This is a genomic window from Aliirhizobium cellulosilyticum, from assembly GCF_014198105.1.
GTDB lineage: Bacteria > Pseudomonadota > Alphaproteobacteria > Rhizobiales > Rhizobiaceae > Neorhizobium > Neorhizobium cellulosilyticum.
In genome coordinates, this window is record NZ_JACIGW010000002.1 from 964,748 (window position 1) to 977,004 (window position 12,257).

At 57.8% G+C, this 12,257-nt stretch carries 12 protein-coding genes; 2 read left to right on the top strand and 10 right to left on the bottom strand.

Annotated features, from left to right (window positions below; genetic code table 11):
- Positions 1-34: 34 nt before the first annotated feature.
- Entirely contained in the window at positions 35-1,435 is a 1,401-nt protein-coding gene (locus GGE33_RS13460) for a leucyl aminopeptidase family protein (protein ID WP_183823746.1), read from the bottom strand.
- A gap of 128 nt (positions 1,436-1,563) precedes the next feature.
- Between GGE33_RS13460 and GGE33_RS13465 the strand changes: the two genes are divergently transcribed.
- Both GGE33_RS13465 and GGE33_RS13470 read left to right on the top strand, forming a co-directional pair.
- Complete coding sequence (locus GGE33_RS13465) at positions 1,564-2,412, top strand: tetratricopeptide repeat protein (RefSeq protein WP_394353661.1); 849 nt, start codon at positions 1,564-1,566, stop codon at positions 2,410-2,412.
- 239 nt (positions 2,413-2,651) lie between these two features.
- Entirely contained in the window at positions 2,652-3,185 is a 534-nt protein-coding gene (locus GGE33_RS13470) for a hypothetical protein (protein WP_183823748.1), read from the top strand.
- A 6-nt stretch (positions 3,186-3,191) separates the two neighbouring features.
- Here GGE33_RS13470 and GGE33_RS13475 read toward each other — a convergent pair whose 3' ends face one another.
- From GGE33_RS13475 to GGE33_RS13515, 9 genes are all read right to left on the bottom strand, one after another.
- Complete coding sequence (locus GGE33_RS13475; protein ID WP_394353660.1) at positions 3,192-3,623, bottom strand: GFA family protein; 432 nt, start codon at positions 3,621-3,623, stop codon at positions 3,192-3,194.
- 50 nt (positions 3,624-3,673) lie between these two features.
- Positions 3,674-4,612 (bottom strand): type II secretion system F family protein, encoded by a 939-nt coding sequence (locus GGE33_RS13480; protein ID WP_183824144.1) that lies wholly within the window; start codon positions 4,610-4,612, stop codon positions 3,674-3,676.
- A gap of 46 nt (positions 4,613-4,658) precedes the next feature.
- Entirely contained in the window at positions 4,659-5,672 is a 1,014-nt protein-coding gene (locus GGE33_RS13485) for a type II secretion system F family protein (RefSeq protein WP_183823750.1), read from the bottom strand.
- A 21-nt stretch (positions 5,673-5,693) separates the two neighbouring features.
- Positions 5,694-7,187, bottom strand: a complete 1,494-nt coding sequence (locus tag GGE33_RS13490) for a TadA family conjugal transfer-associated ATPase (RefSeq protein ID WP_148146110.1) — start codon at positions 7,185-7,187, stop codon at positions 5,694-5,696.
- Positions 7,188-7,220: 33 nt separating this feature from the next.
- Positions 7,221-8,513 (bottom strand): CpaE/TadZ family protein, encoded by a 1,293-nt coding sequence (locus tag GGE33_RS13495; protein ID WP_210303633.1) that lies wholly within the window; start codon positions 8,511-8,513, stop codon positions 7,221-7,223.
- Between the two features lie 27 nt (positions 8,514-8,540).
- Entirely contained in the window at positions 8,541-9,227 is a 687-nt protein-coding gene (locus GGE33_RS13500; protein WP_183823752.1) for a CpaD family pilus assembly protein, read from the bottom strand.
- A 59-nt stretch (positions 9,228-9,286) separates the two neighbouring features.
- A complete protein-coding gene (locus tag GGE33_RS13505) occupies positions 9,287-10,768 on the bottom strand; it encodes a type II and III secretion system protein family protein (protein ID WP_183823754.1) in 1,482 nt (493 codons plus the stop codon).
- A gap of 15 nt (positions 10,769-10,783) precedes the next feature.
- Positions 10,784-11,584 carry a Flp pilus assembly protein CpaB gene (gene cpaB / locus GGE33_RS13510; protein ID WP_183824148.1) on the bottom strand — a complete coding sequence of 267 codons (801 nt, stop codon included), beginning with the start codon at positions 11,582-11,584 and terminating at the stop codon, positions 10,784-10,786.
- A gap of 119 nt (positions 11,585-11,703) precedes the next feature.
- Positions 11,704-12,225, bottom strand: coding sequence for an A24 family peptidase (locus GGE33_RS13515; RefSeq protein ID WP_183823756.1), 522 nt, complete (start codon positions 12,223-12,225; stop codon positions 11,704-11,706).
- Positions 12,226-12,257 lie beyond the last annotated feature (32 nt).

The following is a 12,257-nucleotide window of genomic DNA, read 5'->3' on the forward strand; positions in this document are numbered from 1 at the left end:
CGATCGTAACGTCAAACCGTTACCGGTCTGTTTTTCACTTCCCGGCTTGCGCCCTGTCGCGGATGACGCGATAGAGCGCCCGGATGGCGAAGGCTTCCCCACCTACCGGGGCATGCGGTTTTTCGGACGGATTCCATCCGTAAATGTCGAAGTGGATCCAGCTTGGCGATGCCGTGACGAAACGCTTGAGGAACAACGCCGCATTGATCGAACCCGCCATGCCGCCAGAGGGCGAATTTGTGATGTCGGCCGCGCGTGTGCGCAGGTCCTTGTCGTAGCCCATCCAGAGCGGCATGCGCCAGACTGGATCAGCAGCCTCTTTCGCCGCCAGTAAAAGCTTGCCGGCCAAGTCCTCGTCATCGGTAAAGAACGGCGCCAGTTCCGGTCCGAGCGCTACACGGGCGGCACCGGTAAGCGTTGCCATGTCGATCAGGAGATCGGGCGGGGTTTCGTCGGCATAGGCAAGCGCATCGGCAAGCACCAAGCGGCCTTCGGCATCTGTATTGTCGATCTGGACGGTGATGCCCTTGCGGCTCTTGTAGATATCGCCCGGACGGAAAGCATTGGAGGAAATCGAGTTTTCGACCGCCGGAACCAGAACCGTGAGGTCGACGGGCAGGCCGGCATCCATGATCATCAAAGCCAGCCCCATGACATTGGCGGCACCGCCCATGTCTTTCTTCATCAGCGCCATGCCGGTCGCGGTCTTGATATCCAGCCCGCCCGTATCGAAGCAGACACCCTTGCCGACGAGCGTGATGCGCGGGTTGCCCTTCTTGCCCCAGCGCATTTCGAGCAGGCGGGGTGCGACGGCGCTTGCCCGACCGACCGTATGGATCAGCGGAAAGTTCTTCTCCAGGAGATCGTCACCAACGATCGAGCTGACGAGTGCACCGTAATGTTCGCCAAGCGCGCGGAAGGCCGCCTCAAGATTATCCGGGCCCATGTCGTTGGTCGGCGTGTTGATAAGATCGCGCGCGAGCAGGACACCGGCAAGCTGCCTTTCGATATCCATGGCATCGGCATCACCGGAAACGACAAGCCGTGCATCCCTTGGTTTTTCCGATTTGTATTTGGCGAATGAATAGCTGCCGAGACCAAAGCCGAGAGCCAGGTGATCCGCAGCGATACCTTCCGCATCGATCGACCAGTCGCCGGGGGGAAGGAGCTTTGCAAGTCTGCCGCTCAGGAAAGGCGATTCGGCACGATCGCTGCCGAGACCAAAAAGCACCCGGGATATCGATCCTCCTTGACCGGGGACGACGAGAACAGAGCCCGCGTCGGCCTTGAAACCTGATGCTTTTACCCAGTCAGCGGCATCAGGCGGAAGCGTTCCGCCTTCCAGATCGGCTGGCGTAACCGCAGTCACGGACTTGGTGACGGTGCCTGCAGGTGCGAAAAACGAGGAGCGATGGATATGCTGGAAAGGCGTCATGGCAGCTTCGATAACCTTCGGGAATCATTGGTCTTAACAATTCGTTAGGGTTAACAGTTTATTGCTGGATGGGAAATGCGCCACTCTTCATTGCCTTGGAAGACGGCAGGGCAACGACCGACGAGACCATGATGACTGCATCAAAGACATCCTCCACGCGTTCATTCATTTCACACTCGTCCGTGGCTCATGCCGCGATCTTCATCTGCCTGGCAATGGCTGTAAGCGGCTGCAACACCTCGAAACGCGACACGATTACCACCGGTTCTATCGCGAAGACGTCTTCAACGCCGCTAGACAATATGGATGCTGCGCAACTGGCCGAAACCGAGCGGGCTATCGGCGGCGCCTATGTCAAAGACCCACGAAACCGCGATATCGGGCTACGTTATGCCACAGTGCTGGGCATGACGGGCAAACACGCCCAGGCGCTTGCCGTAATGCAGCAGGTAGCAATCGCCAATCCCAGTGACCGGCAAGTACTTGCAGCCTATGGCAAGGCCCAGGCGGCAGCCGGCCAGCTCGAACAGGCGCTCGGCACGATTGGCAGAGCCCAGACACCGGATCATCCTGACTGGCGACTGATGTCGGCCGAAGGCGCCGTGCTCGACCAGCTCGGACGCTCGGAGGAAGCTCGGCAGAAATATCGCTCGGCATTGCAGACCCAACCGAACGAACCGAGCATCATGTCCAATCTCGGCATGTCCTATGTTCTATCAGGCGACCTCAAAACCGCGGAAACCTATATGCGCAACGCGGCTCAGCAGCCGGCGGCCGACAGCCGCGTACGGCAGAACCTCGCACTGGTGGTCGGATTGCAGGGACGCTTCTCGGAAGCGGAAACCATTGCCCGCAAGGAACTTTCGCAGCAACAGGCGGATACCAACGTCACCTATCTGCGCTCGATGCTCTCCCAGCAGAATTCCTGGGCAAAGCTTGCTGACAAGGACAAGGCAGCTAAATCTGCGGTCAACTGAGGTCTAAGACATAGCCTTTGACGGTTGCTCGGAATTCAGGCCCATCCGAGGCTTGAAGGACCACCAGGAATATCATTACAAACCTGTAGTAGCCCACGTTTATCTGGCAGCTTGATGCGCGATCCAATATCGCGAAAAACTTCACCGCACCACAATTGCAACCTAAGCTTGAGGCGCTTATAAAACGCTCAGTCGAAGTTTACTTTTCAACAGATCAATTTCGCTTGTCGGAATATTTCATGACATCCTCGAATGTGACATCGTTCTGTGGCTCTGCCACGCTTGCGCTCTCCGACAACATGAAATTTTTATGGCATAACCTTTGGAAACCGACTTTGATCTTCGGCAGTTCGATGTCTCTTGCAACTTCGGCTATCGGGATTTACCACTATACATCAAGAGGCATTTCATCGATCTTCGATGAACCTGTCGAAACCCTATTCTTAACACTCCAAGACACATGGATAGCCTTGTTGATCGGCTGGTTAGCCTATCCCATCGCGCTTGCACTCTGCAACGCGATCAAATGGATGTTGGTGCCGTCTGAAAACAAGCGCGCTATCTTCACGATCGATACTACCGGGGTATCGATCTCAGACGCAGCAGGCGCTTCTGGCCATATACCTTGGAGCATGGTCCGCCGACGGAAGATATGGCGAGGCTACCTTGTCCTGAAAATCCGGCCGGGGGGATGGCGCTTTATACCATTACGAGCATTCGAGAATCCCGATGTCCTATGGATGCTGGTCGAAGCGAGCGGACCGAAAAAATAACAGCGGTTATTCCGCGATGAATTTCAGCACTCCGGCGCGGCCGGACTTGCCGGGAACGCCGCCATCCGAAGGATGCGACACACCATCGTTGACCGTGACGGACAGAAAATCGAACGGGCTGATGCCCTCAAGGCAGGCGACGTTGACGCCATACTGCTGCGGGTTCGATCGTCGCTGATGATGTGCATAGATACCGCAGACCGAACAGAAATAGTGCTTCGCGGTCTTCGTGTTGAATTGATAGAGCGTCAGCGCCGCTTCGCCTGACACGATCTGGATATCGTCGAGATTTGCCGAAACTGCGATCGCTCCACGCATTCTGCAGTAAGAGCAGGTGCAACGTCGAGCGCTGCGTAGGCCATTTGCCAATCGCACGTGAAATCGTACAGTTCCGCAGTGGCAGGCTCCGTCGATCTCGTCGATATTTTCATCCAGCATCAGCTATCCTCCGGCGGCAAGGATTTATGCATAAAGGAACGCGATAGAGATTAGAACCTGCTGGAGACCTGGATACCTGCAGGGCCGAGGATAACGGCCACGAGAACAGGGAGGAAGAACAGGATCATCGGAACGGTCAGTTTGGGCGGAAGCGCTGCAGCCTTCTTTTCCGCCTCGTTCATGCGTTCGTCGCGGCTCTCCTGAGCCAGAACGCGCAGCGCCTGCGATACCGGTGTGCCATAACGGTCGGCCTGGATCAAAGCCTGCACGACAGATCGGACTATATCGAGCTGCGTGCGGTTCCCGAGATTTTCGAGCGCAGTCCTGCGGTCCTGGAGGAAAGAGAGTTCCGCCGTCGTCAGTGCCAGCTCTTCAGCCAGTTCGGGCGAAGACGTGCCGATCTCTTCCGCCGCGCGACGCATGGCGGCTTCGATCGAGTTGCCGGATTCGACGCATATGAGCATCAGGTCAAGCGCGTCGGGCCAGGCACGCTTGATCGACTTCTGCCGCTTTCCGACCTTGTTGGAAACGAAGATGTTCGGTGCGTAGAACCCGACATAGGCGAAGCCGACAACCGCGAGAATCCGGATCCCCATCGGTTTGGAGGCCAGGTTACCAAGTGCGAATACCCAGACTGCAGCGAGGATCAGGAACAGGAAAGGTAGAAGAAAACGCGCCACGAGGAACATGTTCAGAGCGTTCTGTGATCTCAATCCCGCTGCGCGCAGCTTGTTGAGGGTGCCTTCGTCAACCAGTGCTTCGCGCAGGTTGAAGCGTTCGACGATTTGGCGGACCGACTGATTGTTCTGGGTTCGCAGACTTGCCTTGCCATCGGCATTCATACGAGCCCGTTCTCGCGCGCGCATCTGCTCCCGTTCAGTGGAAACTGCCTTCATGCGCTTATCCAGATCGCCACGTTCCATGAACGGTGCAGCCAGAGAATAGAGCGTTGCGAAAACGGCAAGCGCCACCAGAACTGCGAAGATCATGGTTGGTTCGGTGATAGCTGCAGCAAGATCCTTCACCGTCCGCTCCTCAGATTTCGAAGTTGATCATGTTGCGCATCACAAGGATTCCGATCGACATCCACACTCCCGATACAAGCATGATGATATGCCCGCGCGGATCGGTGAAGAGGATCATCATGTATTGCGGCGAGGTTAGATAGACGAGCGTCGCGACGATAAACGGCAATGCACCGATGATGACGGCAGAGGCCTTGGCCTCCATCGAAAGTGCACTGACCTTGGCCTTCATCTTCCTGCGCTCACGCAGCACCTTGCCGAGATTGCCGAGCGCCTCGGAGAGGTTACCGCCGGCCTGACTCTGGATCGCGATGACGATGGAGAAGAAACTGACCTCGGATAACGGCATGGTCTGCAGCATGCGCGCACAGGCCTCAGGAACGCTCAGGCCGATCTTCTGCGATTCCACAACTCGCTGGAACTCGCGTTTCACAGGCTCCCTGCCGTCGGCCGCAATCAGCCGGATCGCATCGTTGAGCGGCAAGCCGGATTTGATCGAGCGAACCATCACGTCGAGAGCGTTGGGGAATTCCTCGAGAAACTTGTTGCGCCGCCGCTTGATAAGGAAACCTATGACCCAGCGCGGAAAACCGAAGGCAAAAACGAAACCTGCACCAAGCGAAGCAAGCAAGGGCATGCCGACGATCAGCGCAACGAGGGAAGCAAGGAAACCGAGACCAACGGACATTGCGTAGAAACGGCCCATCGTCACCGGCAAGCCAGTCTGAGAAAGCCGGGATTTCAGGCTATTGTCGCCGATGTATTTGTTTTTCTCTTCCTGCTTCTTTTCAAGATCCTTCAGGGAATCCTGCAGGGATTTGCGTCGCTTGGACAGTTCCTGAACGCGATCACGCGCGGCCTTGGCCTTGCCCAGATCGCTTTCGGCGGCCTTCACTCGCGTCAATCGGGCACCGGCCTTCTTCTCGGTCTCCAGGCGTGAGAACAATAGCGCATAGGCCACCAAGGCTGCCGATACGGCAGCCAGAAGAACGATCAACAGCATGGTCAAATCAAGCCCGAACATGCGAACTGCCTTTCAACCGTCTCAATCCTTGGAGGTTTCCATGGCGTCGAGTGCTGCCGTGAGGCGGCGCTCTTCACCGAAATAGCGAACACGGTCCCAAAAATGCGGCTTGACGATGCCGGTGGAAACATGGCGGCCAATAATCCGCCCGTTCGCGTCCTCGCCATCCATCTCGTAACGCATCAGATCCTGGGTGATGATAACGTCGCCTTCCATGCCGATCACTTCGGTGACCTGGGTGATCCGGCGCGAGCCGTCGCGAAGACGTGCCGCCTGAATGATGATGTCGACCGATCCGCTGATGATCTCGCGTACAGTTTTGGCCGGCAGCGTATAACCGCCCATGGCGATCATCGATTCCATACGGCTCAGGCATTCGCGCGGCGTATTGGAGTGGATCGTCCCCATGGAACCGTCATGACCGGTGTTCATCGCCTGCAAGAGGTCGAAGACTTCCGGTCCGCGCACTTCGCCGACGATGATACGTTCGGGGCGCATACGCAGGCAGTTCTTGACCAGATCGCGCATGGTGATCTCGCCTTCGCCTTCGATATTTGGCGGGCGGGTTTCAAGGCGCACAACATGCGGCTGCTGCAGTTGCAGTTCGGCAGTATCCTCGCAGGTGATAACGCGTTCATCCAGATCGATATAACGCGTCAGGCAGTTCAGAAGGGTGGTTTTGCCCGAACCGGTACCACCGGAAATGACGACGTTGCAGCGGACACGACCGATGATCTGGAGCAGAACAGCGCCCTCAGGCGTGATCGCTCCGAATTTGACCAGCTGGTCGAGTGTCAGCTTGTCCTTCTTGAACTTACGGATGGTGAGAGCCGGACCATCAAGCGAAAGCGGTGGAGCGATCACGTTGACACGCGAACCATCAGGCAGACGCGCGTCGCAGATCGGCGAACTTTCATCAACGCGTCGGCCCACCTGGCTGACGATACGCTGGCAGATGGACAGAAGCTGAGCGTTGTCGCGGAAACGGATTTCCGATTCGATCGTCTTGCCGGCAACTTCGATGAAGGTCTGCCCGGCCCCGTTGACCATGATGTCGGCGATGTCATCGCGGGCGAGCAGCGGCTCCAGCGGGCCGTAGCCCAAAACGTCGTTGCAGATATCGTCAAGCAGCTCTTCCTGCTCGGAGATCGACATCGCAAAATTCTTGATCGTGATGATATCGTTGACGATATCGCGGATTTCCTCGCGCGCGCTCTCGTTGTCGAGCTTTGCGAGCTGCGACAGGTCGATCGTGTCGATAAGCGCCGAAAAAACCTGGCTTTTGGTATCGTAATACTGGTCGTTGCGGGCCGGCCGCTTGCGTGCGGGCGCGGCCGGAGCGAGCGGGGGCGGCGCCACGGGCTGCCGCATCGTCGCGTTTTCGGCCGAAGCAGGCGGCCTGATCGGGGCTTCCGACGCCGTCGATGCGGCTGGCGCGGGCGTAAATTGAGGTGCAGGCGGCGATACGACAGCGCCTCCCTTTCCAAACCCGTCGTTTCCGCGTTTTCCAAACATGCTTCTTAAAACCTAACTCTTTCGTGATGCGGCTTACTTTCGTCCCAGCATGCCAAGAAACTTGCCGAGACCAGCCTTCTTTGCCTTCTTGACCGCGATGCGCCCCGTGACGACATGGGCGATCTGCGAGAAGGTTTCGGCCACCGGAGACTTGGCGTCGATTTCCGAGATCATACGGCCGCTATTGGCAGCATTGCCGAAAAGGGCTGAATCAAACGGCAGAATGGCGATCGGCTCCATTTCCAGCGCCTCGGTGAAATCGGACGGGCTGATCTCGGGACGCTTCGGCATTCCCACCTGGTTGAGAACCAGATGCGGTGCGCGGTCATTTGGCCTCAACTGCTTCAGCGCATCCTGAATGTTCTTCGTGTTGCGAAGATTGGCGAGATCCGGCGCGGCGCAGATGACAACTTCGTCCGCATCGGCAAGAACCGACGTCGTCCACTCGTTCCATGCATGGGGTACATCAAGAACAGCGATCGGCGCGCTGCGCTGCAGGATTTCGATGACGGGCTGGAAAGCGCGGCCTTCGAAGTCGTAAGCCCGATCGAGAAGCGACGGCGCAGCAAGAAGCGACAGATGATCCGAACATTTCGTCAGAAGGCGGTCCAGAAATACCTCATCCAGACGCTCCGGCGCAAAAACCGCCTCGGAAATTCCCTGCATCGGATCCTGGTCGAAATCGATGTTGGCCGTACCAAAGGGCAGGTCGAGATCGGCTAGAATGGTTTCGGTCGAGAACAGGCTCGATATTCCGAAGGCGCAGTTGTGGGCGATCGTCGAGGCGCCGACCCCACCCTTTGCGCCAATAAATGCGATCGATTTGCCCAGGGGCTCTGCATCCGGATCCACGAAGATGGCGGAGATCGCTGCCATCATGTCGACCATCGGAACGGGCGCCACCAGATATTCGGAAATGCCGTTGCGGACCAGTTCGCGATAAAGCGCGATATCGTTGTAACGTCCAATGACGATGACGCGGGTCGAGGGATCGCAGACCTCTGCCAGGGGGGCAAGTTCGGCAAGAAGATTGCGCGGCTCTGCCGCCGTCTCCAGCACGATCAGGTTCGGGGTCGGCGAAGACGCATACATGTTGGCGGCCGCCGTTGTGCCGCCGCTCGTCACACGCAGGTTGACCTTTGCCATGCGCCGGTCACGCGACATCTTGTCGATCATATGCTGGACGCCTTCGCTTTCGCAGAAGGCATGAATGGAGATCCGCGGCAACGGCCGCACGGATTCGAGATCGAGCGCCGAGGAATGTTCTTCGGCATCATGAGCCTGCGACGGCTGTCCATTTACGTCGTATTGAACGGTGCTTATCATCGGATCAGGCCCAACCGTTACGCTTCATCATTCGTCCATATCCTTGAGCTCGGTGAACGATTCGCGATAGCGCTCCATCACCTGACCGCGCTGCGTTCCGTCCGGCGGCGTCATGCGGCGCGGGCCGAGAAGGTCGTTCGGATTGGCGATCTGGGCTGCAAGGTTATTCTGGTTGGCGCAACCGAAATTATAGTAGTTCTTGTTGCTCTGAATATTCAGCGTCATATCGGCCGGCCAGGTACCGCACTGCTCCGTCTTGGCGGCAATCGCCACATAGGTCAGGCGCATGGGAGCGGACTCTCCGAATTCCGAGGGGAAATGCGCCTGCAGAATATTCTGGGCCGGAACACCCATCTTTACCATCAGCTTGCGGGTGGAGGAGGCGGCAGACGCGACTGCACCTTCATTGGCCGATCCGCGCGGCGTGATGATCTGGATAATGCCGGACGAGGACCGGCGGTATTCCGCAATGAAACCGGCGATAACTTCCGACTGGCCTTTCGTGAGGCCGGTATCACCAGCGGCGACCGGGATATCGATCTTTCTTTCCGCTTCGCCGACCACGATCGGGTGGCGCGTGCGGTAATCGTCCGGCAGGGACCCGGTGGTCATGCTGTCCTTGCCCGCGCAGGAAGACAGCAGCGCTGCGGCGCCGAGGACGAGCGCTACCGAAAGGCGGCCCGTCGAATATCGCGTTGTCTTTCTTGGATCCATGAATGGATGCCTTTCTTGCGAGCGGCTGCCGCCGAAGTTTGGGAGCTGAGCTTGCTTCGTCATTTGTAGATGAACCCGACATTGCCCTGATAAGGCGCAGGCGGCGGAGACGCCTCCTTGCGGCCATAGATCTTGTTGACCCGTCCCAGGAAGACGCTTTCGGCATCACTGGCGGGCTGGAAATTGTCATCCGGGCGAGAGAGTTCGTTGCGATTGACCGGACGGACCAGATAAGGCGTCGCGATGATGACCAGTTCGGTCTCGTTGCGCTCATAGGTCTTTGCCCGGAAAAGTGCGCCGACAAGCGGAACCTTCGAGGCGACCGGGGTACCCTTCATACTCTGGGAGATGTCATCGCGGATCAGACCAGCCAGGGCGAGCGAGCCGCCGGACGGAAGTTCAACCGTCGTCTCCGCATCGCGCTTGCGATATTCGGCTGCAGACGTCGTGAGCACAGGCTCCGAAACCCGTGTCTGGATACGCAGGCTGATACGGCCGGACGACAGAACCGTCGGGGTAAATGCGAGCGAGATGCCGTACTGGTAAGGGGTTACAGTGGTAACGCCATCGACGCCGGTGGTGGAATACAGACGTTCTCCACCCGAATTGAATGTTGCGGCCTGCCCCGAGATCGCCGTCAGCGTCGGTTCTGCAAGCGTGCGGATCGCATCGGCCTGCTCCAGGGCGCTCAAGGCCGTTTCAATGCCAAGCTTGCCGATCTGCCCGGCAATCGTGCCATTCAGGCCCTGCGTGCCGGCTTCGACGGTCAGAACATCAAGGGCGTTGCGGGAAGGCGTGGTACGCGTGAAAGTGTTGTCGAAACCAAGCTGCTTCAAAACCTCGCGACGGATTTCCGCCACGGTGATTTTCAGCGTGACCTGGTCCTCACCTTCAATCGAAAGGAGATTCACAACCGTCGAGGTTTGTCGGCCTTCCGCATAGATTGCGGAGTCCCCGCCGTTGTTGCCACTTGTCGCCGTGATTTCGCGCGTAGTCGCCTCGCCACCCTTCAGGAAAGCGTTGGCAAGTTGCGCAGCCTTGGCAGAATCCTGCGGCGTGCGCACCGAGCCGGAAAGCACGATGTTGTCGGATACGATTTCGACCTTGATGTTCGAATCCGGCAGGAAACGGCGGAGGTTTGCCTCGAGGCCGGAAATATCGCGCTCGATCTCCACGTCGAGGGTGACAATTTCCTCGCCGCCCGGACCGAAGACGAAGATATTCGTCTGACCGACCGTCTTGCCAAAAAGATAGATGCGCCGCGACGTGCGGGTGACGGCATCGGCCATGGAGGGATCGGCCACGAGAATGTCGTGGGCATCGGATGGAAGGTCGATCACCAGTGCCTTGTTCAGCCCGATCGTCAGCCGCCGCTTGATCCCAACACCGCCCTGCGCAATGCGGATCACTCCGCTATCGGCTGCAGAAGCGCTTGGAACAGTCAGGAAGGATGGTGCAAAGCTGCCTGGAATGCCGGAAAAGGCCAGGCAGAAAGCCAGGCCGGTCGAAACGGTTGCGCGGGTCTTGCGTTTCAAAATCATAACCAATCGCTCCGTTCAATTCGCCTGCGTCGAGCCGGTGATGATCGACCCCGATTTGATGACCTGAATATCCGCTTTGCCACCGCCATGCAGAAGGTAATCCGCGGCCTGCGTGTCCGCCTCCTGTGCGTCAGCCACCGACCTCAAGGCGAGCGTCAGTCGCTCAGCCATCTGCTGCGCAACGGCAATGACCTTTGTCTGATCGGGTGTGAGCTCGAGGGTCGCGGTGGTGCCGACAACGGATTTGCTGCCATCGGGCGCTTCCTGGATGTTCTGGTCGATGGCCAGGACGCGAACGTTGTTGAGGACGTTCTCGGTGACATAACCGCCACCGGCATCCTTGTTTTGACGGACCATGATGACATCGACGCGATCGTTCGGCAGAACGAAACCACCAGCGCCCGTTGCAACCGATATTTCAGTTGCGACCGCGCGCTTGCCGGAGGGCAAAAGCGAGGACATGATGCGGCTGGAAGAGTCTGCAACCTTCTCTGCTCTCAAAGGCTCGCCCTTGAAGATTGGAAGGCGGACGACTGAGCCTTCAAGCTCCTTGATGGCATCGGGGCGCGCTTCGCTGGTGATGAAGCCCTCCGCAACACCGCTGCGCGGCCAGTTCAACCATTCGACAGACTTCTCGTTCAGACGACTGCCTACCGGCAAGTTATCGGCTGAAACCAGAACATTGATCGTCGGCTCCTTCACCACCGTTTCCACCAGCTGGGGCGCCTGTGTGCCAGACATGTTCATTGCCAGCAGACCGGCCAGGCCTGCAGCCACGACGGCCACCGTCAAAATGATGATGCGAGCGGGCTTCATTGCCATGTCCCAGAAGAATCCTTGATCTTCGCGACAGGATGGGCGGCAATGGTGTAATTATGGTTAATGAGAAGCTTAGAATGCTGGTTAACGCAATGTTGCGATAGATCTAAGCGGGGTCAGAAGGCCTTGAGCGCCAGTATTGCAATTGGCGATGTTCCAAATGCCATCAGGCCCCCCATCGCAATGGCAATGCCATAAGGGATCTTGTTGGTACCAACGATCGATACGGGCAGCGGGATGCCGATCGACATTACAAGATCGGCCTTGACCCGTAGAAACAGGAAAAGCAGGGTCACAGCGCCGCCAGAATAGGCCACCAGAACGAGAAAGGCGATAAGTGACTGGTCAAAGCCGAACCAGAGGCTGGCCGCGGTCAAAAGCTTGGCATCGCCGCCGCCCATGATATTGGCGGCGAACAAAGCAAAGCAAACTGCAAAAACAATGAGAGCGGCCACGAGGCTAAGGCCCAGATCGACCATTGTCACACCCACGAGCGGCGCAAGAACGAGAAAAGCAGCAACCAAAGCCAACGACAGCCGGTTGGATATCTTCATCGTCAGAAAATCGCTCATCGCCGCAGCAGCCAAGGCTGCAGGAAAGGCAGCTAGTACAAGAACGGCGACGATGTCATTCAGCATAGAGTTTTTCCCGAGATCGCTGGAAACGGCTT

Excerpts from the sequence above, each read along its gene's own strand:
- GGE33_RS13465 (WP_394353661.1), top strand. The coding sequence starts at position 1,564 with ATGATGACTGCATCAAAGACATCCTCCACGCGTTCATTCATTTCACAC.
- GGE33_RS13500 (WP_183823752.1), bottom strand. The coding sequence starts at position 9,227 with ATGGATCCAAGAAAGACAACGCGATATTCGACGGGCCGCCTTTCGGTA.
- cpaB (WP_183824148.1), bottom strand. The coding sequence starts at position 11,584 with ATGAAGCCCGCTCGCATCATCATTTTGACGGTGGCCGTCGTGGCTGCA.
- GGE33_RS13490 (WP_148146110.1), bottom strand. The coding sequence starts at position 7,187 with ATGTTTGGAAAACGCGGAAACGACGGGTTTGGAAAGGGAGGCGCTGTC.
- GGE33_RS13480 (WP_183824144.1), bottom strand. The coding sequence starts at position 4,612 with ATGATCTTCGCAGTTCTGGTGGCGCTTGCCGTTTTCGCAACGCTCTAT.
- GGE33_RS13475 (WP_394353660.1), bottom strand. The coding sequence starts at position 3,623 with ATGCTGGATGAAAATATCGACGAGATCGACGGAGCCTGCCACTGCGGA.
- GGE33_RS13505 (WP_183823754.1), bottom strand. The coding sequence starts at position 10,768 with ATGATTTTGAAACGCAAGACCCGCGCAACCGTTTCGACCGGCCTGGCT.
- GGE33_RS13485 (WP_183823750.1), bottom strand. The coding sequence starts at position 5,672 with ATGTTCGGGCTTGATTTGACCATGCTGTTGATCGTTCTTCTGGCTGCC.
- GGE33_RS13515 (WP_183823756.1), bottom strand. The coding sequence starts at position 12,225 with ATGCTGAATGACATCGTCGCCGTTCTTGTACTAGCTGCCTTTCCTGCA.
- GGE33_RS13470 (WP_183823748.1), top strand. The coding sequence starts at position 2,652 with ATGACATCCTCGAATGTGACATCGTTCTGTGGCTCTGCCACGCTTGCG.
- GGE33_RS13460 (WP_183823746.1), bottom strand. The coding sequence starts at position 1,435 with ATGACGCCTTTCCAGCATATCCATCGCTCCTCGTTTTTCGCACCTGCA.
- GGE33_RS13495 (WP_210303633.1), bottom strand. The coding sequence starts at position 8,513 with ATGATAAGCACCGTTCAATACGACGTAAATGGACAGCCGTCGCAGGCT.